A 23776-nucleotide genomic window follows, 5' to 3' on the forward strand; every position below is an offset into this window, starting at 1 on the left:
CACCTCCTCACCCCCCAGAGCCCGGGACGGCCGTGGACCGTTGCCCGGCGTTCGCGATTCGCCGCTCACGGCTGTGACACTGGAGGGGCTCGAAAACCGAGGTGCGCTCCGCCGTGCCTCCTTGCGAACCTAGAGGGATGCCCGCAGTGAGTTCTCCCGCAGTCCAGTCCGCCACCGTACCCGCCGAGGGCGGCCCCGGAATCGGCGAGCTGGCCGCCCGTCTGCCCGAGCTGACCCTGCGCGACCAGGTGCGGATCGGGCGCCGGCTGGAGGGGGCCCGTCGGGTCCGCAAGCCCGAGGCCCGGCAGAAGGTCGCCGCCGAGATCGCCGCCGACATCGACCGCGCCGAACTGGTCGTCGAGCGCCGCCGGAAGGCCGTGCCGGAGATCGGCTATCCCGCCGAGCTCCCGGTCAGCCAGAAGAAGGACGAGATCCTGGCGGCGATCCGGGACCACCAGGTGGTGATCGTCGCGGGTGAGACCGGCTCCGGCAAGACCACCCAGATCCCGAAGATCTGCCTGGAGCTGGGCCGCGGCGTGCGCGGCCTGGTCGGCCACACCCAGCCGCGCCGGATCGCCGCCCGCACGGTGGCGGAGCGGGTCGCGGAGGAGCTGGACAGCCCGCTCGGCGAGGCGGTCGGCTGGAAGGTCCGGTTCACCGACCAGGTCGGCCAGGACACCCTGGTCAAGCTGATGACGGACGGCATCCTGCTCGCGGAGATCCAGACCGACCGCGACCTGCACCAGTACGACACCCTGATCATCGACGAGGCGCACGAGCGCAGCCTCAACATCGACTTCATCCTCGGCTACGTCAAGCAGCTGCTCCCCCGCCGCCCGGACCTCAAGGTCGTGATCACCTCCGCGACCATCGACCCGGAGCGCTTCGCCCGCCACTTCGGCGACGCCCCGATCGTCGAGGTCTCCGGGCGCACCTACCCGGTGGAGGTCCGCTACCGGCCGCTCGCCGAGGACGGGGACGACGAGGCGGACGAGGTCGACCGCGACCGGGACCGGGACCAGGTCCAGGCGATCTGCGAGGCCGCCGAGGAGCTCCAGGCCGAGGGCCCGGGCGACATCCTGGTCTTCCTCTCCGGCGAGCGCGAGATCCGCGACACCGCGGACGCCCTCGACAAGCTGAAGCTGAAGAACACCGAGGTCCTGCCGCTGTACGCCCGGCTCAGCTCGGCCGAGCAGCACAAGGTCTTCCAGCGCTCGCGCAGCCGCCGGATCGTGCTGGCCACCAACGTCGCCGAGACCTCGCTGACCGTCCCCGGCATCAAGTACGTGATCGACCCGGGCACCGCCCGGATCTCCCGCTACAGCCACCGCACCAAGGTGCAGCGGCTGCCGATCGAGGCGATCAGCCAGGCCAGCGCCAACCAGCGCAAGGGCCGCTGCGGCCGCACCTCGGACGGCATCTGCATCCGGCTCTACTCGGAGGAGGACTTCCTCTCCCGACCCGAGTTCACCGACGCCGAGATCCTGCGCACCAACCTGGCCTCGGTGATCCTCCAGATGACCGCGGCCGGCCTCGGCGACATCGCCGCCTTCCCGTTCCTGGACCCGCCGGACTCGCGCAACATCAAGGACGGCGTCCACCTGCTGCACGAGCTGGGCGCGCTGGACCCGGACGAGAAGGACCCGCGCAAGCGCCTGACCGCGCTCGGCCGCAAGCTCGCCCAGCTCCCGGTGGACCCGCGGATGGCCCGCATGGTGCTGGAGGCGGACCGCAACGGCTGCGTCCGCGACGTCATGGTGATCGCCGCCGCGCTCTCCATCCAGGACCCGCGCGAGCGCCCGGCCGAGAAGCGCCAGGCCGCCGACGAGCGGCACAAGCGGTTCAACTCGGAGACCTCCGACTTCCTCTCCTACCTGGCGATGTGGCGCTACGTCCGGGAGCAGCAGCGGGAGCTCTCCTCCTCGGCGTTCCGCCGGATGTGCAAGTCGGAGTTCCTCAACTACCTGCGGATACGGGAGTGGCAGGACATCTACGTCCAGCTGCGCACCGTCGCCAAGCAGTTGGGCGTCACGATCGAGGAGCCGCACGAGGACGCCGAGCCGGACGCCGACCGGATCCACCAGTCGCTGCTGGCCGGCCTGCTCTCCCACATCGGCCTGTTCGACGTGGAGAAGCGCGAGTACGGCGGCGCGCGCGGCGCCCGCTTCGCGGTCTTCCCGGGCTCCGGCCTGTTCAAGAAGCCGCCGCGCTGGGTGATGTCGGCCGAGCTGGTGGAGACCTCCCGGCTCTGGGCGCGGATCAACGCGAAGATCGAGCCGGAGTGGGTCGAGCCGCTGGCCGGCCACCTGATCAAGCGGAGCTACAGCGAGCCGCACTGGGAGAAGAAGGCCGGCGCCGTCATGGCGTACGAGAAGGTGACCCTCTACGGGATGCCGGTCGTCGCCCAGCGCAAGGTCAACTACGGGCGGATCGACCCGGAGCTCTGCCGCGAGCTGTTCATCCGCAACGCGCTGGTCGAGGGCGACTGGGAGACCCACCACCGGTTCTTCGCGGAGAACCGCAAGCTGCTCGGCGAGGTCGAGGAGCTGGAGAACCGGGCCCGCCGCCGGGACATCATGGTCGACGACCAGACCCTGTTCGAGTTCTACGACGCCCGGCTGCCCGAGGAGGTCGTCTCCACCCGGCACTTCGACTCCTGGTGGAAGAAGGCCCGGCACGAGCAGCCGGACCTGCTGAACTTCGAGAAGTCGATGCTGATCAACGACGCCGCGGGCGGCGTCACCGAGGCCGACTACCCGGACCACTGGCAGCAGGGCAAGCTCCGCTTCAAGCTGACCTACCAGTTCGAGCCGGGCAGCGACGCGGACGGCGTGACGGTGCACATCCCGCTGCCGGTGCTCAACCAGGTCACCGCGGAGGGCTTCGACTGGCAGATCCCCGGTCTGCGGGAGGAGCTGGTCACCGCGTACATCAAGTCGCTGCCGAAGGCGGTCCGCCGCAACTTCGTCCCGGCGCCGGACTTCGCCAAGGCGGCGCTGCGCGCGGTGAAGGACCGCCAGGAACCGCTCCTCCCGGCCCTGGAGCACGCCCTGAAGCGCCTGACGGCGGTCACCGTGCCCCCGGAGGCCTGGGACGACGAACGGGTCCCCGACCACCTCAAGGTGACCTTCCGGGTGGTGGACGGGCGCCGCAAGCTCGCCGAGTCCAAGGACCTGGAGGAGCTGCGGCTGAAGCTCAAGCCCAAGCTCAAGGAGACGCTCTCCTCGGCCGCCTCCGGCCAGGGCATCGAGCAGAGCGGGCTGACCGCCTGGCCGGCCTCGCTGCCGGTGCTCCAGCGCACCTTCGAGCAGCGCTCGCGCGGCCACTCGATGCGCGCCTACCCGGCGCTGGTGGACGAGGGGCAGTCGGTCGGCGTCAAGCTGTTCGACACCCCGGAGGCGCAGGCCCGGTCGATGTGGGAGGGGACGCGGCGGCTGCTGACGCTGACCACCAACTCCCCGGCCAAGTCGATCCAGGGCCGGCTGGGCAACCAGGCGAAGCTGGCGCTCTCGCACAGCCCGCACGGTTCGATCACCGCCCTGTTCGAGGACGTGGTGTCGGCCGCGACGGACCGGCTGATGGTCCTGAACGGCGGCCCGGCCTGGGACGAGGCGGCCTTCGGGAAGCTGCACGACAAGGTGCGCGCGGACCTGTACGACCTGTCCGCGGACACCACCCTGAAGACGGCCACCGCGCTGATCGCCTTCCACAAGGCCTCGACCCGGCTGAAGTCGGTGAGCAGCCCGGTGCTGCTGAACGCGGTGAACGACGTCCGGCTGCACCTGGCCTCGCTGGTGCACCCGGGCTTCGTGACGGCCACCGGCTGGCAGCGGCTGCCGGACCTCAAGCGCTACCTGCTGGCGGTGGACCGCCGCCTGGAGGCGCTGCCCAACCACCCGCAGCGGGACGCCCAGCAGCTGCTGAAGGTGCAGCAGGTCCAGCAGGCGTACGGGGAGCTGCTGGCGGCGGTGCCGGCCGGGCACCAGCCGTCCGCGGAGGTGCGGGCGATCCGCTGGATGATCGAGGAGCTGCGGGTCAGCTTCTTCGCCCAGTCGCTGGGCACGCCGAGCCCGGTCTCGGAGAAGCGGATCATGAAGGCGATGGACGCGGCACGGGCCACGCTCTGACCCGGGCGGGGGCGGGTGACCGCCCCCGCCGGTGCTGTGAGCTGCGGACGGGTGCGGGTGGGCGTTCAGGAGCCAGTTCGACCTGGGGGCCCACCATGGGCTACAGTCTGTCTTGTTCGCAGCGCGGCAAGCGAGTGAACGAGATCAGGAAACCCTGGTCCCGTGGAGCAGTTGGTTAGCTCGCCACCCTGTCAAGGTGGAGGTCGCGGGTTCAAGTCCCGTCGGGATCGCCGCAACGCGAGAGGCCCGGAACCGTCAGGTTCCGGGCCTCTCGCTTTTGGTCGTTCGGCCCTTTACCCCGAGTAGGTCTAGACCACAAGTGACAGACCGTGTGACGGTCGTCACCCGGTCCCCTCCGGAGCCGGCCTCGTGGAGCCCTCTCCGGAACCCCGTTAATTTAATATGTAAAATTGTACAGCTATTCACTGTAAATCCCCCCCACCCCACGCGCATCAAATCGTTATCCGGAGTTCAACATTCCGACCACTCGGCCGACGCCCGAACACCCTCGGGCGGGCACGACAAAGGGGCCGCTTACCGGACCCGGCGGAGTCCGGTAAGCGGCCCCTTTAAAAGAGCCTTCGGCCTATCAGGCCTCAGTACGCTGGGCAGGAATCCCAGCCAGCAGAGCGCGCACCTCCGCCTCACGGTAACGGCGGTGACCACCGAGCGTGCGAATCGACGTCAGCTTGCCTGCCTTGGCCCAGCGGGTGACCGTCTTCGGGTCCACGCGGAACATGGTGGCAACCTCTGCCGGCGTCAGCAGCGGCTCAGCATCAGGGGTACGAGCGGTCATGAGCGGCCTCCTCAGGAGAACCGAACCAGGGCGGTTCTATCCTTCAAATTCTGCACCTTGGCCCGCGATGCCCGAAATGGCATAGACGGGCCGAGTCGGTTATAGGACGAACGGCTTGTCCTGGTGTCTACAACTACACCATCCGTCCAGCCCTATCGACCAAACCGCCAAAATTGACCCCTCACGGGTTCAAGGCCGACGGATGGCGATGGACCACCCCATAGCGGACAGTCACATAGTGATGACATCCGGTTACGGGGGGACCAGACCCTCCGTTTCCCCGCAAAGCACGCATCGACTCCAGAACCACCCAAAAGTGGGCACGCTCACGTGAAGTTGGGCTGGTTGTCCCATTTTTGCACATAGGGGTAAGTTCGCGTCAACGGTGAGTAGTGTCACGTTCGGCAGCTATTGACCCGAACCGGGACCTTGGTCATCCGATGTGCAGCCCTTAGGACTCTTACAGTCATACACGCGCGGTCGGACGTCAGTTCGCGTGCCGCAGCGCCAGCACCCGGCGCCACCGCACCGTCAGCTCCCCGTGGACCCGCAGCGCCTCCGCGGTGTCCCCGGCCCGCAGCGCCCGCAGCCCCTCCTCCAGCTCCCCCGCCGAACGGTCCGCCAGGAGCCGCTCCGGGCCCAGCAGATGCACCAGGCCCCCGTAGTCCAGCTCCACCAGCGAGCGCGGGTGGAACTCCTCCAGCCAGCGCCCGACCCGCTCCGCGCCCCGCACCAGGTCCCCGTCCGGCGCCGCCTCGCGCAGCGCCCGGAAGGCCCGCGCCACCCGTCGGCGCGCCTGCGCCATCGGCACCAGGTAGAACAGCGCCGCCGGCCGGCCGCCCCGCTCCCCTCCCCCGCCCGGGCCGTCCACCGACCCCTCCCCGCCCGGCCCGTCCCCGCCCGGCACGAAGCAGCGGTCCTCGTCCCCGAACGGCAGGAACCAGTGCACCGGCACCTCCCACCGGCTGGTCAGGATCCACGGCCGGGCGTCCGGGTGCTCGGCCCGCCAGCGCTCCCGGTCCGCCTCGGCGGCCGCCCGGGCCACCGGCGGCAGCGCGGTGTCCAGCAGCGCCACCGGCGCCCCGGCCCGCAGCTCCTCCAGCGCCTGCCAGCTGCGCAGCCTGGTCGCCCACGGGCAGACGTACAGGACGCCGTCCACCAGCCGCAGGTACGCCCGCCCGCTCTCCCGCTCGGGCAGTGCCCGGGGCGTGCGGGCGGCCAGCCCGGCGAGCGCCTCCCGCTGCTCCTCCAGCACCGCCGCCGCCACCGGCTGGGCCGGCTCCGCGGCATCCGGCCCGTGCTCCGCCGCCCAGGCCTGCCAGCGTGCCCGGTCGGGCTCCGGGTGGGCGGCCAGCGGCTCGTAGACCCGCAGGTGGGCCGCGTAGGGCGGCTGTACGGAGGTACGTACGACGGTCACGTCCTGCATGGTCGCACGCGCCGCGCGGCCCCGGGAGAGCGCGCCCCCGCACCGTTCGCGCCCGCACTCCGCACCGCCGTCCGTCTCACCCCTCGGACGTCCGGCCCCGGCTCGGGCAAGACGCCGGACCGGCGGCGCGCCCCCGACTACGCTTCGCCCTAGGCGCCCGCACCACAGCAGCGGGCCTTCAATACTGGAGTCACCACAGTGACCGACGTACAGACCCCCGCCACGCACCCCGCACCCGGCGTGCTCAGCAGGATCTTCCGTACCGAGCAGGACGGCGCCCCCGGCGACGGTCACGAGCAGGTCGTCCTCTGCCACGACCGCAGCTCGGGTCTGAAGGCGATCATCGCCATCCACTCGACCGCCCTGGGCCCGGCCCTCGGCGGCACCCGCTTCTTCCCGTACGCCTCCGAGGAGGCGGCGCTGGAGGACGCGCTGAACCTGTCCCGCGGGATGTCCTACAAGAACGCGCTGGCCGGGCTGGACCTCGGCGGCGGCAAGGCCGTCATCATCGGCGACCCGAACAAGGACAAGAACGAGGCGATGCTCCGGGCCTACGGCCGCTTCGTCGAGTCCCTGCGCGGCCGCTACATCACCGCCTGCGACGTGGGCACCTACGTCCAGGACATGGACGTCATCGCCCGCGAGACCGAGTTCGTGACCGGCCGCTCGCCCGAGCACGGCGGCGCCGGCGACTCGTCCATCCTGACCGCCTTCGGCGTCTTCCAGGGCATGCGCGCCACCGCCCAGGCCCGCTGGGGCCAGCCGACCCTGCGCGGCAAGCGGGTCGGCGTCGCGGGCGTCGGCAAGGTCGGCCACTACCTGGTCGGCCACCTGGTCGCGGACGGCGCCACGGTCGTCGTCACCGACCCCTTCGAGGCCGCCGTCAACCGCGTGCGCGCGGCCCACCCCGAGGTCGAGGTGGTCGCCGACACCGCCGCCCTGCTCCAGGCGAAGCTGGACGTCTACGCCCCCTGCGCCCTCGGCGGCGCGCTGACCGACGACGTCGTCGCGGCGCTGGGCGGCTTCGGCACCTCGATCGTCTGCGGCGCTGCCAACAACCAGCTGTCCCACCCGGGCGTCGAGAAGGACCTCGCCGACCGCGGCATCCTCTACGCGCCGGACTACCTGGTGAACTCCGGCGGCGTCATCCAGGTCGCCGACGAGATCGACGGCTTCAACTTCGAGCGGGCCAAGAACAAGGCCACGAAGATCTTCGACACCACCCTGGAGATCTTCACCCGGGCGACGGCCGACGGCGTCCCGCCGGCGGTCGCGGCCGACCGCCTGGCCGAGAAGCGGATGCGCGAGATCAGCGCCCTGCGCACGGTGCTGCTGCCCGGCGCCCGCCGCGGCTGACGGGTCACCAGCCGACCCCGTGGCGTGCGGGGGGCCGTCCCAGTGGCCCCCCGCGCATCACGATGTGGAACCGGATTCTCACTTCTCCGGCCGAACGGGTGATCCGAAGCCCCCCTAGGGGGGATAATCAGTCCTGGAACGACGGACCCAAGACACCTCTGGACAGCGCGCAAAACGCCGCAAAACCTCCCTTGACCTGGGAAGACCTGGTCGCGGGTGCGGTCGGTGCGCGCCACGTCACACTGACGACGTACCGTCCAGCGGCGGAAACAGGTACCGTTAATGCTCCAAGGGACGGTCCTCCCATTCGGGCAGGCCGGTCCTGATCATGAACACGTGTCAGACTCGGGGCCGTGAGCCCCATCGTTGAGGGGGTCGACCCATGGGGCGCGGCCGGGCCAAGGCCAAGCAGACGAAGGTCGCCCGCGAGCTGAAGTACAACAGCGGCGGGTTCGACGCTAACCGTCTGTCCAACGAGCTGGGCGTATCGCCGTCCACCGCTTCGATCGAGCCGGAGCCGATCGAGGAGGAGGAGGACGACGACCCGTACGCGGAGTACGCCGCCCGCTACGCCGACCTCGACGACGACGGCGACACCGAGCCGGGCACCGGGCCGTCGCAGGCCTCCCGCCGCTCGTAACAAGCAGTCCCGCCGGACCGGTCCGGGCGCCCTGGGCGCCGGGCCGGTCTTCGGCGTTCCCGCGTACGGCGGTCGCCGCGCGGGCCGGTCCTGACGACGGAAGGGCCCCTCCGGAGCTCCGGAGGGGCCCTTCCGCCGTCAGCGCCGGGTCAGTTCGCCCGGAAGCCCTCGTAGGCGTTGTAGAGGGCCGCGCCGCCCTCGTGCTCCTCGCCGCGCTCGACGATGTCGCCGAGCAGCCAGGCCTCCACGCCGCGGTCCTCCAGGATCGACAGCACGGCGTCCACCGAGTGCGGCGGGACGACCGCGACCATGCCGACGCCCATGTTCAGCGTCTTCTCGATCTCCAGGGTGGCCACCTTGCCGACCTCGGCGACGGTCCGGAAGACCGGCAGCGGGGTCCAGGTGCCGCGGTCCAGGCGGGCGTGCAGGCCGTCCGGGACGACCCGGGCCAGGTTGGCCGCCAGGCCGCCGCCGGTGACGTGCGAGAAGGCGTGCACCTCGGTGGCGCGGGTGAGCGCCAGGCAGTCCAGCGAGTAGATCCGGGTCGGCTCCAGCAGCTCCTCGCCGAGCGTCCGGCCGAACTCCTCGACCTTGCGGTCCAGCTTCCAGCCGGCCTCGTTCAGCAGCACGTGGCGGACCAGCGAGTAGCCGTTGGAGTGCAGGCCGGAGGCGGCCATCGCGATCACCACGTCGCCGGCCCGGACCCGGTCCGCGCCGAGCAGCGCGTCGGCCTCCACCACACCGGTGCCGGCGCCCGCGACGTCGTACTCGTCCGGGCCCAGCAGGCCCGGGTGCTCGGCGGTCTCGCCGCCGACCAGGGCGCAACCGGCCAGCGCGCAGCCCTCGGCGATGCCCTTGACGATCGCGGCGACCCGCTCCGGGACGACCTTGCCGACGCAGATGTAGTCGGTCATGAACAGCGGCTCGGCGCCGCAGACCACCAGGTCGTCGACGACCATGCCGACCAGGTCGTGGCCGATGGTGTCGTGCTTGTCCATGGCGGCCGCGATGGCCACCTTGGTCCCCACGCCGTCGGTGGCCGAGGCCAGCAGCGGCCGCTCGTAGTTCTTGAAGGCGGACGCGTCGAAGAGGCCGGCGAAGCCGCCGAGACCGCCGACCACCTCGGGGCGGTTGGCCTTCTTCACCCACTGCTTCATGAGCTCGACGGCGCGGTCGCCCGCCTCGATGTCGACACCGGCGGCGGCGTAGGTGGCGCCGTTCTGGTTGCTGGTCACTGCGTGCGGCCCTTTCGGGTCAGGTGGGGGTGGTTCGGAAACAGCGGTGGGGCCCCGGTTCGCGGGACCCCACCGTGCGTTCTTACGGGCGGCGCAGCGCGTCGGCCGCGCCCGCCCCGCCGAGCAGCGACTGGACGCCGTCCAGGTCGCTGCCGCTGGTCGGCTTGCCGCGGACGGCGGGCGGCTGCTGGCCGCCCTTGATCTCGGCCTCCAGCAGGAGCTTGCCGAGCAGCGCCGGGTCCGGCAGCTCCATCGGGTACTCGCCGTCGAAGCAGGCCCGGCAGAGCCGGTCCTTGGGCTGCTTGGTGGCCTCGATCATGCCGTCGATCGAGATGTAGGAGAGCGAGTCCGCGCCGAGCGTGCGGCCGATCTCCTCGATGGTCATGCCGTTGGCGATCAGCTCCGCGCGGGTGGCGAAGTCGATGCCGAAGAAGCAGGGCCACTTCACCGGCGGCGAGGAGATCCGGATGTGCACCTCGGCGGCGCCGGCCTCGCGCAGCATCTTCACCAGCGCGCGCTGGGTGTTGCCGCGCACGATCGAGTCGTCCACGACCACCAGGCGCTTGCCGGCGATGACCTCGCGCAGCGGGTTGAGCTTGAGCCGGATGCCGAGCTGGCGGATGGTCTGGCTGGGCTGGATGAAGGTGCGGCCCACGTAGGCGTTCTTCACCAGGCCGGAGCCGTACGGGATGCCGCTGGCCTCGGCGTAGCCGATCGCGGCGGGGGTGCCGGACTCGGGCGTCGCTATCACCAGGTCGGCCTCGACGGGCGCCTCCTTGGCCAGCCGGCGGCCCATCTCCACGCGGGAGAGGTGCACGTTGCGGCCGGCGATGGAGGTGTCGGGGCGGGCCAGGTAGACGTACTCGAAGACGCAGCCCTTGGGCTTGGCCTCGGCGAACCGCGAGCTGCGCATGCCGTTCTCGTCGATGGCGATGAGCTCGCCCGGCTCGACCTCGCGGATGAAGGAGGCGCCGCAGATGTCCAGCGCCGCCGTCTCGGAGGCGACCACCCAGCCGCGCTCCAGCCGGCCGAGCACCAGCGGGCGGATGCCCTGCGGGTCACGGGCGGCGTAGAGGGTGTGCTCGTCCATGAAGACGAGCGAGAACGCGCCCTTGACCTTGGGCAGCACGACCTTGGCCGTCTCCTCGATGGAGAGGTCCGGGTGGCCGGCGAGCAGCGCCGTCACCAGGTCGGTGTCGTTGGTCGCGGCGTTCCGGCCGGAGCGCGAGACGTGCTCCTCGCCGGGCAGTTCGGCGACCATGGCCGCCAGTTCGGCGGTGTTCACCAGGTTTCCGTTGTGCCCGAGGGCCAGCGAACCGTGAACGGTCGCGCGGAAGGTCGGCTGGGCGTTCTCCCAGACCGAGGAACCGGTGGTCGAGTAGCGGGCGTGTCCGACGGCGATATGCCCGTGCAAGGACCCCAGCGATGCCTCGTCGAAGACCTGGGAGACGAGCCCCATGTCCTTGAAGACGAGAATCTGGGAGCCGTTGCTCACTGCGATGCCCGCGGATTCCTGACCGCGGTGCTGCAGGGCGTAAAGGCCGAAGAACGTGAGCTTGGCGACCTCCTCGCCGGGAGCCCAGACACCGAAGACGCCACAAGCGTCCTGGGGGCCTTTCTCACCGGGAAGAAGATCGTGGTTGAGTCTTCCGTCACCACGTGGCACGCCTTCGAGTCTAGGGCAGTTGACCCGGGCTTCCGGACCCCGGGACTGCGGCTTTGTCCCGCGATCGCGAGTTAACGCGCGTAGACAAAACCCCTTACCGGTCCGGCATTTCGGGTGGGGGGAATTCCGGCGCGTGGCGGTTGGCCTTGCGGTTCGCGCCTGTTGGGGAGTTCGGTGTGCGCGGCGGCGGGGGTCGGGGTGCGGACGAACGTGAGCCTGCTCACCCGGGGTTCCCCCGCCGGTCGCCCGGCGGTCGTCCGCCCGTGGTTCCCCGGCCGCCCGCCGGTGGCTCCCTCGTCAGGCCGCCGGTCGTTCTCCCGTCAGGCCGCCGGCAGCAGCAGGCCCCAGGCCCCCGGGTGCACCGTCCAGGTCCGGGCCCGGACCGGGCCGACCGGGTGGCCGTCCGCCTCGTAGCCGAAGCCGCGCCCGACCACCGAGACGCTCGCCGCCCGGGCCCGCACCAGGGCGCCGGAGGCGGCGACCACCACCTCCATCTCGCCCGTTCCGTGCGAGGCGCCGGCCGGGAGCGAGACCTGGACCAGCCGGACCGGCCGGTGGACGTCCGCGAGCAGTCGGCCGTCGGCCTCGACCCGGACCCGGGAGCCGTGGTCGGTGCCGTCCGGGGTGAGTGCGTTCGCCTGCTCGGCCGCAGCCAGTTTCGCCCATAGCGAACGCCAGCCCCCCGGACGGCCCACCGGACGGCGCGCGGCCCCGCCGGTGATCCGCACCCCGCCCAGCGCCACCCCGCCGCCGTCGTCGACCAGCAGGTCCAGCCGGCGCGGCGCGCCCGAGAGCACCGCCCGCGCGGCCCGGACCGGCTCCCCCGGCACGCCGAGCGCGCGGGCCGCGGCCAGCTCCTCCGAGCGGCCGACCGGAACCATCCCCACCGGTTCGTCGCCCAGCTCACGCTGGCGGTGCAGGGCCTGGAGCACCCGCTGCAGAGCGAGGTCGGAACCGATCACCACCGGTCGCCTCCGACCCCGGTGCGAAAGCACCCGGTCGAGCTCGGAAGGGCTCTCCGGAAAGACCACCTTGACGTCCGCTCCCCCGCAGAGCACGTCCTTCGCGATCCGCACCGACTCGCCGTCGGTCTGCCGGGCCACCGGGTCGAGGAGCAGCAGGAGCGGCTCCGGGCCGCCGGTAGCAGGCGTGGACAGGGACGACACGACCGGTCCTTCCTCAGGTAATCTCTCGGTGCAAGAGCCCCTTGCGCCATTGCGCCAGGGGCTTCGTCTATCTCGGGGCAGACTGCGGCCTACGCAGGATGCCCCAACCGGAAGGGGTGTACGCCTGTGCCGGCACTCGTGCTCGTTGGCGCTCAGTGGGGAGACGAGGGCAAGGGGAAGGCCACCGACCTCCTCGGTGGCTCCGTGGACTACGTGGTCCGCTACCAGGGCGGCAACAACGCCGGTCACACGGTGGTCATCGGTGACCAGAAGTACGCCCTGCACCTGCTCCCTTCCGGCATCCTCAGCCCGAACGTGACGCCGGTGATCGGCAACGGCGTCGTGATCGACCCGGCCGTGCTGCTCTCCGAGCTGGCCGGCCTGAACGACCGCGGCATCGACACCTCCAAGCTGCTGATCTCGGGCAACGCCCACCTGATCACGCCGTACCACCGCACCCTGGACAAGGTCACCGAGCGCTTCCTCGGCAAGCGCCGGATCGGCACCACCGGCCGCGGCATCGGCCCGACCTACGCGGACAAGATCAACCGCGTCGGCATCCGGGTCCAGGACCTGTTCGACGAGTCGATCCTGCGCCAGAAGATCGAGGCGGCGCTGCACGACAAGAACCAGATCCTGGTCAAGCTGTACAACCGCCGCACCATCCCGGCCGACCTGGTGGTCGAGGAGTACCTGGGCTACGCGGAGAAGATCAAGCCCTTCCTCGCCGACACCACCCTCGTCCTGGACGAGGCGCTGAAGGCCGACAAGGTCGTCCTGCTGGAGGGCGGCCAGGGCACCCTGCTCGACGTCGACCACGGCACGTACCCCTTCGTGACCTCGTCGAACCCGACCGCGGGCGGCGCCTGCACCGGCGCCGGCATCGGCCCGACCAAGATCGACCGGGTCATCGGCATCCTCAAGGCCTACACCACCCGCGTCGGCTCCGGCCCGTTCCCGACCGAGCTGCTCGACGAGGACGGCGAGGCGCTGCGCCGGATCGGTGGCGAGCGCGGTGTCACCACCGGCCGCGACCGCCGCTGCGGCTGGTTCGACGCCGTCATCGCGCGCTACGCGACCCGGGTCAACGGCCTCACCGACTTCTTCCTCACCAAGCTGGACGTGCTGACCGGCTGGGAGCAGATCCCGGTCTGCGTCGCGTACGAGATCGACGGCAAGCGCGTCGAGGAGCTCCCCTACAACCAGTCGGACTTCCACCACGCCAAGCCGATCTACGAGACGCTGCCGGGCTGGACCGAGGACATCAGCAAGGCGAAGACCTTCGCCGAGCTGCCGAAGAACGCCCAGGCGTACGTGAAGGCGCTGGAGGAGATGTCGGGCGCGCCGATCTCGGCCATCGGCGTCGGCCCGGGCCGCGACGAGACGATCCAGATCAACTCGTTCATCTGAGCCTGATCCTCGGCTGACACTTCGAGGGCCCCGCGGGATCCGTCCCGCGGGGCCCTCGTTTGCCTCGCGCGGAAGATTTGCACTAGTACAAACATCTCTTGCTTCTAGTGCAGAGCGGCGCTACGTTCGGATCATGACCGCGAAGCTGCCCTCACCCGTCGTCCTCACCGGCCGCCACATCCGCCTGGAGCCGCTGGAGCGCCGCCACCTCGCCGACCTCTGGACGGCCGTCGGCTCCGACCCCGAGGTCTGGCGCTGGACCATGCACCTGCCGCCCGTCTCGGAGCAGGAGTTCGGCGCGGTCCTCGACATCCGCGTCGCCGAGGCGGCGGCCGGCGAGTCGGTGAACTTCGCCGCCGTCGACCTCGCGAGCGGCCGGGCCGTCGGCGTCACCGGCTACCACGACCTCAGCGCGCAGGACGAGTCCGTCGAGATCGGCGGCACCTGGTACGCCCGCTCGGTCTGGCGCACGGCGGTCAACACCGAGGCCAAACTGCTGCTCCTCTCCCACGCGTTCGAGGACCTCGGCATGGGCCGCGTCTTCTGGAAGACCGATGCCCGCAACGAGCGCTCCCGCACCGCGATCCAGCGCCTCGGCGCCCAGTACGAGGGCACCCTCCGCCGCCACCGCCGGCGCCCCGACGGCACCTGGCGGGACAGCGCCTACTTCTCGATGCTCGCCGAGGAGTGGCCGGCGGCCAAGTCCCTTCTGGCCGAGCGGCTTTCACGGGGCTGAGCCGCCGGACCGGCGGAGTTCGAGGGGGCACGGAGGCTATTTCCGCTCGCCTCGGGCGGAATGGCCGGCCGCGAACTCGCGCTTGGCCGCGCGGGGTTCACAGGCCTGGATGTTCACCAGCCAGACCAGCCAGCCGACGAACAGGACGGCGAGCAGGAGCGCCGACAATCCGGCGACGAGAAGCGCATTCACCGGGATGCGGAAATGCGCCGGGGTGGATGGGGCCGGTGGGGAGGGCCGAGGGGCGTGGGGAGTGGCATGGCTGTCTCCGGTCGGTGATTTCGGGCGCCGCGACCATGCATCTGATGTGTCATTACGGCCGAATGTCGGCCGTTAGACGACTGTTTGACGACTGTTTAGGCGGCAACAAGTCAGTGAGTGACACGGATGACCATAGGGTCAAGGTGCCAGAGTTGCTACCGAGCGGGAAGACGTTCACTCCATCGTGGGGTATCCCCCATTTTGGTAGCTAGGGCCCGGTACGCGCGGCACACTTCACCGGAAGCATCGACGCGAGCCGCGACCCGGAGAAGAGAGTCATGCCACCCCGCTTGTCGCCGACCGTGCGCCAGCAGCGCCTCGGGATCGAGTTGCGCAGGATGCGCGAGCTCGTGGGCGTCACGCCCAAGAGCCTGGCCGCCACCATCGGCACCGACCTGCCCAAGATCTCCCAGATGGAGAACGGGAAGTCGGGCATCAGCGCCGAGCGGCTCCGGATCTGGGCGCACACCTGCGGCTGCGAGGACGGCCCTTACCTGGACGCCCTGTTGGCGATGACGCAGGACCGGCGCAAGTACTGGTGGGACGGCTACCGCGGCCGGCTGCCGAACGCGATCATCGACATCGCGGAGATGGAGCACCACGCCTCCTCCCTGTCCATCCTGAACAGCACCTTCATCCCCGGCCTGCTGCAGACCCCGGACTACGCCGCCGCGGTGTTCGAGCGGCTTCCCCCCCAGTACCGGCAGGAGGCGGACATCCGGAAGGCGTTCCGGATCCGGCGCCAGCAGATCTTCGTCGACCACCCGAAGCCGTACAGCGCGTTCCTCCACGAATCCGCGCTGCGCATGCAGTTCGGCGGCCCGGACGTGCTGCGCGACCAGCTGCGGGGCCTGCTGGAGAATTCCGAACGGCCCGGGGTGGAGATCCGGGTGATCCCGTTCAGCGTGCCCACCTACACCGGCTCCGGGGAGAGCCTGTACCTCGCCCGCGGGCCCGTCCCGGAGCTCGACACCGTCCAGATCGATCTCTCCCACGGGCCGACATTCGTGCACACCCAGGTCGAACTGGCCTCCTACCGCCGGATCAAGGAGGAGACCGCGGCGATCGCACTCGGACCGGACGAGTCCCGGGAGTTCATCCGGTGCTTGCTGAAAGACTTCGCATGAGTACCTGGCGCAAGGCCTCGGCCAGCGGTGAGAGCACCGACTGCGTCGAGGTCAGAGCCGCGGGCGAACTGGTGGAGATCCGCGAGTCGGACCGGCCCGAGGTCGTCGTGCGGACCACCCCGCGCAAGTGGGCCGCCTTCGTCCGCGGGGTGAAGTCCGGGGAGTTCGACCGGTACGGGGACTTCACCCGGCCCTGATGCCCGACCCTGACGTCCGGCCGTGATCCCGGCCGTGATTCCCGGCCCCGCCCGGCGCGTGCGGCGGCGCCGCCGACCGGCCCCGCTCCTTGCGCCCCGGCCCCCGCTCCTTGCCCTAGGCTGGCAGCCCACAGTGGACCCTGCGCCCGACACGGCACTCCGGGTGGGGTGCGCGTGCGGGAGAAATCGGAGCATCCGAGGATGGCTCGGCACCTGATCACCAGCGCCCTTCCGTACATCAACGGGATCAAGCACCTGGGCAACATGGTCGGGTCCATGCTCCCGGCGGACGTCTACGCCCGCTACCTGCGCCGACGCGGGCACGAGGTGCTGTTCATCTGCGCCACCGACGAGCACGGAACGCCCGCCGAACTCGCCGCCCAGGAAGCCGGGTTGCCGGTCGCGGAGTTCTGCGCCAGGGCGCACGACGCGCAGCGGGCGGTGTACGACGGCTTCGGGCTCTCCTTCGACCACTTCGGCCGCAGCTCCTCGCCGCAGAACCGGGAGATCACCCAGGAGATCGCCCGCGAGCTCCAGCGCAACGGCTTCATCGAGGAGCGCGCGATCCGCCAGGTGTACTCCAACGCCGACGGCCGCTTCCTGCCGGACCGCTACATCGTCGGCACCTGCCCGCACTGCGGCTACGACAAGGCCCGCGGCGACCAGTGCGAGAACTGCACCCGGGTGCTGGACCCGACCGACCTGCTGGAGCCGCGCTCGGCGATCAGCGGCAGCGCCGACCTGGAGGTCCGGGAGACCCGCCACCTGTTCCTGCTCCAGTCCAAGCTCACCGAGGAGGTCGAGGACTGGATCGACGCCCACGCCGACGACTGGCCGGTGCTGGCCTCCTCGATCGCCCGCAAGTGGCTGACCGAGGGCCTCCAGGACCGCTCGATCACCCGCGACCTGGAGTGGGGCGTCCCGGTGCCGGCCGACGTGTGGCCCGAACTGGCCGCCGAGGGCAAGGTGTTCTACGTCTGGTTCGACGCCCCGATCGAGTACATCGGCGCCACCAAGGAATGGGCGGACGCGGCCCCGGCCGGGCACCTGCGGGACTGGAAGTCCTGGTGGTACGAGGCCGACGAGACCGTCCGGTACACCGAGTTCATGGGCAAGGACAACGTCCCGTTCCACACCGTGATGTTCCCGGCCACGCTGCTCGGCTCGCGCCGCCCCTGGAAGAAGGTCGACTACGTCAAGGCCTTCAACTGGCTGACGTACTACGGCGGGAAGTTCTCCACCAGCCAGCGGCGCGGCGTCTTCGGCAACGACGCGCTGGACCTGCTGCCCGCCGACTACTGGCGCTACTTCATGATGGCGCACGCGCCCGAGTCGGACGACTCCAGCTTCACCTGGGACCTGTTCGCCTCGGTCGTCAACAAGGACCTCGCCGACACCCTCGGCAACTTCGTCAACCGGGTGCTCACCTTCAGCCGCAAGCGCTTCGGCGACGACGTCCCGGGCGGCCACGCCCCGGGCGGGGCCGAGCAGCGCCTCGGCGAGCAGGTCGCCGGGCTCCTCGCCGAGTACGAGGCCCAGCTGGACGCGCTCAACTTCCGCAAGGCGGCGCAGGCCCTGCGCGCGCTGTGGAGCGCGGGCAACGCGTATCTGGACGAGAAGGCGCCCTGGCTCCAGGTGAAGACCGACCCGGAGGCGGCGGCGCTGACCCTGCGCACCGCGATGAACCTGATCCACCTGTACGCGGTGGTCTCCGAGCCGTTCATCCCGACCACGGCGGCGGCCATGCGCGGCGCCTTCGCGCTGCCCGCGGACTCGCCGGCCGCCACCCGCGACTGGATCGGCCCGGAGGAGGCGCGGGCGCTGGACCTGGTGCCGGCCGGGACGGCGTTCACGGTGCCGCCGGTGCTGTTCGCCAAGATCACGGACGAGGACCTGGCGGCCTGGACGGAGCGCTTCGGCGGCTCGGCGGGCTGAGCGGCGGGACGGCTGAGCGGCTGGACGGCTGCGTGACGGCGGCGGGGCCCGGGGTGATTCCCGGGCCCCGCCGCCGTTCTCGTACCGCCGTACCGTCCTGCCGGCGCGCCGCCCTCAGCCGAGCAGGTCCAGCGCGCCCGTCCCGGTGAGGTCGTACGCCCCCGCGAGGAGCAGGAAGAGCAGCACCGCCAGCGTCAGCCCCGTGTAGTGCAGCCGCCCGAACAGGTTCCACCAGCGCCCGCGCCAGGCCAGCACCGTGCAGAGCGCCATCACCGGGGAGAGCGCCAGGGCCGTCACGACCAGGGCCGGGACCACCGTCAGCAGCGGCGAATCGCCCAGGAACAGCGTCTGGTTGAGCGCGTTGGCGTCCGCCGTCAGCAGGGCGAAGCAGCCGGTGGCGGCGAGCAGCAGCGCCCCGGCGGTCCAGCCGAGCAGCCGTACGGCCGGCCGGTCGGCCCGGCCCCGGCGGCGGGCCAGGCGGACCGCCGCCGCCACCGGCCAGCCGAGCAGGGTGAGGGCGAGGACGGCGAGGCTGCCGACGGCGACCGCCTGGTGCGGGCCGGGTGCCTGGTACCAGGCGAGCCGCTGGTAGGCGATGGTCGGGTCGGCGTCGGTGAGCAGCGTGAGGGTGCCGTCGGCGGCCCGCTGGAAGGCGATCCGCGCGGTGCCGCCGACCTGCCGGAACAGGCCGGGTTCGAGCTGCTCCCAGTGCGTCTCGGCCGCCTCCGGGTCCCGGGTGACGGGGCCGGTGACGGTGAGCCGGCCGTGCTCGGCGGTGACGTGCGGAGAGGCCATCAGGGCGGCGGCCCGGGTGAGGTCGGCGTGGCTGGTGCGGGTGGAGCGGTAGTCGCCGGCGTAGGCGTCCAGGCCGCCGGTGAGCGGCGCGGTCGCGGCGGCCGGGGGCGCGGGCAGGAAGCGGTCCAGGAAGGCGGTGAGCACCTGCTGGGTGGCCCAGCCGCCGCTGGCGTCGGTGCCGTCGCCGTTGAGGGTCACGTAGAGGCCGAGGCCGCGCTGGGGCAGCAGGGCGAGGTTGCTGTGGAAGCCGGGCACGTCGCCGTCCTTGACCAGCAGCTGCTCACTGCCGTGGGTGCGCTGCTCCAGCAGGTAGGCCAGGCCGGGCAGGCGCGGGTCGGGGCCGTAGTGGCGGGCGAGCAGCCGCTCGGCCGTCGCCGGGTCGAGGATCCGCCGGGCGTCCGGGCCGCCCTGCGGGAGCAGGGCGAGCAGCAGCTTCGCCATGTCGTCGGCGGTGGTGACGGCGGCGGCGCCGGTGGGCGTCCAGGGGCCGTAGAGGCCCGCGGTCCCGGTCTGGCCGTCGCCCTCGGGGCGGTGGCCGCGGGCGAGGTCGGCGTCGATCGCGGCGGGGTGGGGCTGGCTGAAGGTGGTGCGGTCCATCCCGAGGGGCTGGAGGACGTGCTGGGAGACGTACTGGTCGAAGGGCTGCCCGGAGACCGTCTCGACCAGGTAACCGGCCAGCGCCACACCGTAGTTGTCGTACGCGGCGGCGGTGCCGGGGGCGCGGACCCGGTCCGGCTGGTGGGCGGCGAGCGAGGCGCCGAGGCCCTCGACCCGCTCGGGCCCGGCCTGAGCGAGGCCCATGAAGCTGTCGTCGAAGCCCGCGGTGTGGGTGAGCAGGTTCTCGACGGTGACCGGGCGGCCCGGGTAGCCGTCCCTGACCTTGAAGGCGGTCAGGTAGCGGTTGACGTCGGTGCCCAGGTCCAGCTTTCCCGCCGCGACCTGCTGGAGGACGGCGACGGCGGTGAACACCTTGGCGTCGGAGCCCATGAAGAAGGCGGTCCGCGCCGGGTCGACGGGCCGGTTCGTCCGGGTGTCGGCGACGCCGTAGCCGCCCGAGAAGACCTTCCGCCCGCCGGCCACCACCGTCACGGCGGCGCCGGGGATGCGGTGCTCGGCGAGCAGCCGGGGAAGCAGCTCGTCGAACAGGGCTCTCACCTGGACGGGGTCGGCCGGGGAGGGCGGTGCGCCGGTTCCGGCCGTCGGCACGCCTGTTCGCGTCGTCGGCGCGCCGCTTCCGGCCGTCGGCGCACCTGTTCCGGACGCGTGCCCGGCGGCGTGGGCCGGGGTGAGGCCGTGGAGGAAGAGGCCGAGGGCGGCCAGCACCAGGACCAGACGGACCAGCGGACGGCCGGCGGCGAAGCGCTTGGACATGGCGAACTCCCGTGATCATTGCGGTGGTTGGCGGGGGTCCGGCGCTCCGCTGACGGGCCGCTTCCGGACACCTCGAACGCTAGGCCGGGGACGGTGGGCCGGGGCAGGGCCCCTGGGCGTCGATCGGAGGGTGTACCCAGGTACCGCCGAGAGGGGGCCGAGGCCCCGTGAACAGGGCGGCGGGGTAGGGCAGTCTGGTGGTCCGCAGGGTCGGGACGGCGGCCGCGAGGCCGGTACGGAGGGGGACGGACAGTGACAACGGGCAGCGTGGGCAAGGAAGTCGGGGACGGCGCCGAGGCCGCCGGGGTGAGCGCGGGCACGCCGCTCGACCGGGCGCGCCGGGCCGTACGGGACCTGCTGCGCGCGACGGCGCTGGCCGGGTTCGCGGTGCCGCAGCTGCTGCTGCTCGTCGCCGCCACGGTCACCGCCGTCCTGCTGGGCGTGGGCCTCGGCGTCCTGCTGGTGCCGGCCACCGTCCTCGCCGTCCGGGCCCTGGCCGGCCGCCGCCGCACGCTGGCCGCCCGCTGGTCCGGCGTCGCGGTCCGCGAGCCGTACCGGCCGCTGCCGCCGGCCGAGCCGGGCCTCAAGGGCGCCTGGCAACGCTGCCGGGCCCTGCTCGGCGACCCGGCCACCTGGCGGGACCTGCTCTGGCTGCTGGTCGACCCGGTGATCGGCTTCACCGTGGCGCTGTTCCCGCCGGCCCTGGTCGCCTTCGGCCTCTTCGGCCTGCTACAGCCCTGGCTCTGGGAGCCGATCGCCTCGGCCGACGGCAACACCTGGTACTGGTGGGTGCACGTGACGGACCCGGGCAGCGCCCGGATCGCCGTCCTGCTCGCCGTCCCGACCCTCCTGGCCGGTCCGGCGATCGCCCCCGGCGCGCTGCGCGGCCACACCGCGCTGGCCGGGGCCCTGCTCGGCCCGACCGCCCGCGCCGAGGCGCTGGCCGCCCAGCGCAAGGTCGTCCACCTGACCGAGACCCGGCGCGACGCGCTCACCGCCCAGGCCGCCGAACTGCGCCGGATCGAACGGGACCTGCATGACGGCGCGCAGGCCCGGCTGGTGGCCATGGGGATGAACCTGGGCGTCGCCGAGCGGCTGGTCGAACGGGACCCGCAGGCCGCGAAGCAGCTGCTCGCCGAGACCCGCCAGGCCTCCGCCACCGCCCTCAACGAGCTGCGCGACCTGGTCCGCGGCATCCACCCGCCGGTCCTCGCCGACCGCGGACTGGCCGACGCCGTACGGGCCCTGGGCATGGACAGCCCGCTGAACGTCACGGTCACCGCCGACCTGCCCGGCCGCGCCGAGGCGCCGGTCGAGTCCGCCGTCTACTTCGCCGTCTCCGAGGCCCTGACGAACGCCGCCAAGCACGCGGGCGCGAGCCGGGTCGACGTCCAACTCTGGTACCAGGACGGCACCCTGAAGGCCCAGGTCACCGACGACGGCACCGGCGGCGCCGACCCCTCGCGCGGCACCGGGCTGCGCGGCCTGGAACGGCGGCTTGCTACCTTCGACGGCGTCCTGGCCGTCCGCAGCCCGCTCGGCGGCCCCACGACCCTGACGATGGAGCTGCCGTGCGAGTTGTCCTCGCCGAGGACCTCTTCCTCCTGAGGGACGGACTGGTCCGGATGCTGGAGGCCTACGACTTCGAGGTCGTGGCCGCGGTGGACACCGGACCGGCCCTCCTGGAGGCCCTGCTCACCGAACGCCCGGACGTGGCCGTCGTCGACGTACGGCTGCCCCCGACGTTCACCGACGAGGGCCTCCAGGCCGCCCTGGAGGCCCGCCGGCGGATCCCCGGGCTGCCGGTGCTGGTGCTCTCCCAGTACGTCGAGCAGCTCTACGCCAAGGAGCTGCTCGCCGACGGCACCGGCGCGATCGGCTACCTGCTGAAGGACCGGGTCTTCGACCCCGACGAGTTCGTGGAGACGGTCCAGCGGGTGGCGGCCGGCGGCACCGCGCTCGACCCGCAGGTGATCGCCATGCTGGTCGGCAGCAACGAACGCAACAAGCCGCTGGACCGCCTGACGCCGCGTGAGCGCGAGGTGCTGGGCCTGATGGCGGAGGGCCGCTCCAACGCGGCGATCGCCGAACGGATGGTGATCACCGAGCGGGCGGTGAAGAAGCACACCGCCAACATCTTCCTCAAGCTCGACCTGCCGCCCTCGGAGGAGGACCACCGGCGGGTGCTGGCCGTGCTCGCCTTCCTCCAGGTCGCGCCCTGAGCCGTCCTCAGTCCTCGGCGCCCTGGGTTTCCTCTGGCGTGGTTCCCTCGGGCGTGGTCTCCGCGGCCACCCAGTCGAGGTAGCCCCGGCTGCCGCCCGTCACCGGTACGGCGACCAGCTCGGGCGTCTCGTAGGAGTGCCGCCCGGCCACGAACGCGCCCAGCCGGTCCACGAGTTCGGCCCTGGTCTTGAGGTCGATCCGCCACTCCTCGGCGTCCTGCACCTCGCCGTCCCACCAGTACACCGACCGTACGGGGTACACCTGGGCGCAGGCCGCCAGCCGCTCCCGCACCACGGCGGACGCCAGGGCCAGGGCCCGCTCCTCGCTCTCGTGGGTCGTGGTCACCACGACGAAGCGCCGCTCACTCGCTGTCATGCGCCGACGGTACCCCGGAACGGGTCGGCCGAATTCCCGTTGCCCCGGCCGGACGGCGGTTGCCACGATCGGCCGATGACCACCTTCACCGGCCCCGACGGCACCCGGCTCGGCTACCGCGTGCTCGGCCGGGGCGAGCCGCTGCTCGTCCTCGCCGGCGGCCCGATGCGCGACGCCGCGTACCTCGGCGACCTCGGCTGCCTCTCCGCGCACCGCTCCCTGCACGTCCTCGACCTGCGCGGCACGGGCCGCTCGGAGCGCCCGGCCGATCCGGCGGACCACCGGGTCGACCGGCAGGTGGCGGACGTCGAGGCCTTCCGGACCCACCTCGGGCTCGACCGGGTGGACCTCCTCGCCCACTCCGCCGGCTGCTCGCTCGCCACCCTGTACGCGCTGCGGCACCCGGAACGCACCGGTCGGCTGGTGCTGGTCACGCCCAGCCTCCGGATCTTCGGCGGCACCTCCTCCGAGGACGACTACCGCGAGGCGGCCGAGGCCCGCGGCCTCGCCGAGGAGGAGTGGTACCCGGCCGCCCGGGCCGCCGTCCGCACCGCCTTCGCTGGCGGCGCCGCCGACCCCGACGCCGTGGCACCGCTCTTCCACGGCACCTGGGACGCCGCCGCCCGCGCCCACGAGGCCGACCGCACCGCCCAGAGCCACCCGGAGGCCGCCGCGGCCTACCACGGCGGCGGCTTCCAACCCGCCGACGTCCGCGCCGCCGTGGCCGAACTCGCCTCCCCGGCACTCCTGTTGGCCGGCGAGTACGACCCCGACCCGAGGCCCGGGGCGGTCCGCGCCACGGCCGCGCTGTTCCGCCACGCCCGTACCGCCGTCCAGCCCGCCGCCGGCCACTACCCGTGGCTCGACGACCCGGCCGCCTTCAGCCGTACGGTGGCCGCTTTCCTCGCACCCTGAAGCGACGGGCCGCACGTCC

The 23776-nt window shown here is 72.0% G+C and carries 19 protein-coding genes and 1 tRNA gene; 12 read left to right on the forward strand and 8 right to left on the reverse strand.

Going from position 1 to position 23776, the window contains the following annotated elements; genetic code table 11:
* Positions 1-146: 146 nt before the first annotated feature.
* On the forward strand, positions 147-4127 hold the full coding sequence (gene hrpA / locus ACLWS4_RS27070) for an ATP-dependent RNA helicase HrpA (RefSeq protein WP_416875462.1): 3981 nt from the start codon (positions 147-149) through the stop codon (positions 4125-4127).
* A gap of 156 nt (positions 4128-4283) precedes the next feature.
* A tRNA-Asp gene (locus ACLWS4_RS27075) sits at positions 4284-4357 on the forward strand.
* A gap of 359 nt (positions 4358-4716) precedes the next feature.
* Here the strand turns inward: ACLWS4_RS27075 and bldC are convergent.
* Positions 4717-4923 (reverse strand): developmental transcriptional regulator BldC, encoded by a 207-nt coding sequence (bldC, locus tag ACLWS4_RS27080; RefSeq protein WP_014137253.1) that lies wholly within the window; start codon positions 4921-4923, stop codon positions 4717-4719.
* 487 nt (positions 4924-5410) lie between these two features.
* A complete protein-coding gene (locus ACLWS4_RS27085; protein ID WP_074002054.1) occupies positions 5411-6349 on the reverse strand; it encodes a hypothetical protein in 939 nt (312 codons plus the stop codon).
* A gap of 198 nt (positions 6350-6547) precedes the next feature.
* On the opposite strand from ACLWS4_RS27085, the gene ACLWS4_RS27090 reads away from it, so the two are divergent.
* Together ACLWS4_RS27090 and ACLWS4_RS27095 are read left to right on the forward strand one after the other, a co-directional pair.
* Positions 6548-7705: a Glu/Leu/Phe/Val dehydrogenase dimerization domain-containing protein gene (locus tag ACLWS4_RS27090; RefSeq protein WP_074002053.1), complete on the forward strand. Its 1158-nt coding sequence runs from the start codon at positions 6548-6550 to the stop codon at positions 7703-7705.
* 382 nt (positions 7706-8087) lie between these two features.
* Complete coding sequence (locus ACLWS4_RS27095; RefSeq protein WP_049654080.1) at positions 8088-8345, forward strand: DUF3073 domain-containing protein; 258 nt, start codon at positions 8088-8090, stop codon at positions 8343-8345.
* Between the two features lie 149 nt (positions 8346-8494).
* Here the strand turns inward: ACLWS4_RS27095 and purM are convergent, their stop codons facing one another.
* The 3 genes from purM to ACLWS4_RS27110 all read right to left on the reverse strand — a co-directional run bounded on the left by purM (position 8495) and on the right by ACLWS4_RS27110 (position 12412).
* Complete coding sequence (gene purM, locus ACLWS4_RS27100) at positions 8495-9580, reverse strand: phosphoribosylformylglycinamidine cyclo-ligase (protein WP_049654082.1); 1086 nt, start codon at positions 9578-9580, stop codon at positions 8495-8497.
* Between the two features lie 82 nt (positions 9581-9662).
* On the reverse strand, positions 9663-11246 hold the full coding sequence (gene purF / locus ACLWS4_RS27105; RefSeq protein WP_049654084.1) for an amidophosphoribosyltransferase: 1584 nt from the start codon (positions 11244-11246) through the stop codon (positions 9663-9665).
* A gap of 320 nt (positions 11247-11566) precedes the next feature.
* Positions 11567-12412: a diacylglycerol kinase gene (locus ACLWS4_RS27110; protein WP_416875463.1), complete on the reverse strand. Its 846-nt coding sequence runs from the start codon at positions 12410-12412 to the stop codon at positions 11567-11569.
* A 126-nt stretch (positions 12413-12538) separates the two neighbouring features.
* On the opposite strand from ACLWS4_RS27110, the gene ACLWS4_RS27115 reads away from it, so the two are divergent.
* The gene (locus ACLWS4_RS27115) at positions 12539-13822 is read left to right on the forward strand and encodes an adenylosuccinate synthase (RefSeq protein ID WP_049656442.1); all 1284 of its coding nucleotides are present in this window, start codon (positions 12539-12541) and stop codon (positions 13820-13822) included.
* Positions 13823-13955: 133 nt separating this feature from the next.
* Positions 13956-14558 carry a GNAT family N-acetyltransferase gene (locus ACLWS4_RS27120; protein ID WP_416875464.1) on the forward strand — a complete coding sequence of 201 codons (603 nt, stop codon included), beginning with the start codon at positions 13956-13958 and terminating at the stop codon, positions 14556-14558.
* Between the two features lie 36 nt (positions 14559-14594).
* On the opposite strand, the gene ACLWS4_RS27125 is transcribed toward ACLWS4_RS27120, so the two are convergent.
* Positions 14595-14750, reverse strand: coding sequence for a hypothetical protein (locus ACLWS4_RS27125; RefSeq protein WP_159028574.1), 156 nt, complete (start codon positions 14748-14750; stop codon positions 14595-14597).
* Positions 14751-15097: 347 nt separating this feature from the next.
* On the opposite strand from ACLWS4_RS27125, the gene ACLWS4_RS27130 reads away from it, so the two are divergent.
* The 3 genes from ACLWS4_RS27130 to metG all read left to right on the forward strand — a co-directional run bounded on the left by ACLWS4_RS27130 (position 15098) and on the right by metG (position 18078).
* Positions 15098-15946 carry a helix-turn-helix domain-containing protein gene (locus tag ACLWS4_RS27130; RefSeq protein ID WP_063780290.1) on the forward strand — a complete coding sequence of 283 codons (849 nt, stop codon included), beginning with the start codon at positions 15098-15100 and terminating at the stop codon, positions 15944-15946.
* A complete protein-coding gene (locus ACLWS4_RS27135; RefSeq protein ID WP_049656434.1) occupies positions 15943-16143 on the forward strand; it encodes a DUF397 domain-containing protein in 201 nt (66 codons plus the stop codon). Before ACLWS4_RS27130 ends, ACLWS4_RS27135 begins: the two co-directional genes overlap by 4 nt.
* Positions 16144-16344: 201 nt before the next feature.
* A complete protein-coding gene (gene metG / locus ACLWS4_RS27140) occupies positions 16345-18078 on the forward strand; it encodes a methionine--tRNA ligase (RefSeq protein WP_416875465.1) in 1734 nt (577 codons plus the stop codon).
* A 114-nt stretch (positions 18079-18192) separates the two neighbouring features.
* On the opposite strand, the gene ACLWS4_RS27145 is transcribed toward metG, so the two are convergent.
* Positions 18193-20244: a serine hydrolase domain-containing protein gene (locus ACLWS4_RS27145; RefSeq protein ID WP_416875466.1), complete on the reverse strand. Its 2052-nt coding sequence runs from the start codon at positions 20242-20244 to the stop codon at positions 18193-18195.
* Positions 20245-20511: 267 nt separating this feature from the next.
* Here ACLWS4_RS27145 and ACLWS4_RS27150 point away from each other — a divergent pair, with 267 nt between their 5' ends.
* Together ACLWS4_RS27150 and ACLWS4_RS27155 are read left to right on the forward strand one after the other, a co-directional pair.
* Positions 20512-21852, forward strand: a complete 1341-nt coding sequence (locus tag ACLWS4_RS27150) for a sensor histidine kinase (RefSeq protein WP_241852822.1) — start codon at positions 20512-20514, stop codon at positions 21850-21852.
* Positions 21816-22466, forward strand: a complete 651-nt coding sequence (locus ACLWS4_RS27155; RefSeq protein ID WP_049651080.1) for a response regulator — start codon at positions 21816-21818, stop codon at positions 22464-22466. Before ACLWS4_RS27150 ends, ACLWS4_RS27155 begins: the two co-directional genes overlap by 37 nt.
* 7 nt (positions 22467-22473) lie before the next feature.
* Here the strand turns inward: ACLWS4_RS27155 and cutA are convergent, their stop codons facing one another.
* Entirely contained in the window at positions 22474-22842 is a 369-nt protein-coding gene (gene cutA, locus ACLWS4_RS27160) for a divalent-cation tolerance protein CutA (RefSeq protein ID WP_416875467.1), read from the reverse strand.
* Positions 22843-22917: 75 nt separating this feature from the next.
* Between cutA and ACLWS4_RS27165 the strand changes: the two genes are divergently transcribed.
* On the forward strand, positions 22918-23757 hold the full coding sequence (locus ACLWS4_RS27165; RefSeq protein WP_416875468.1) for an alpha/beta fold hydrolase: 840 nt from the start codon (positions 22918-22920) through the stop codon (positions 23755-23757).
* Positions 23758-23776: the final 19 nt, after the last annotated feature.

The organism is Kitasatospora sp. SC0581, assembly GCF_048159585.1.
Taxonomy (GTDB): Bacteria; Actinomycetota; Actinomycetes; order Streptomycetales; family Streptomycetaceae; genus Kitasatospora.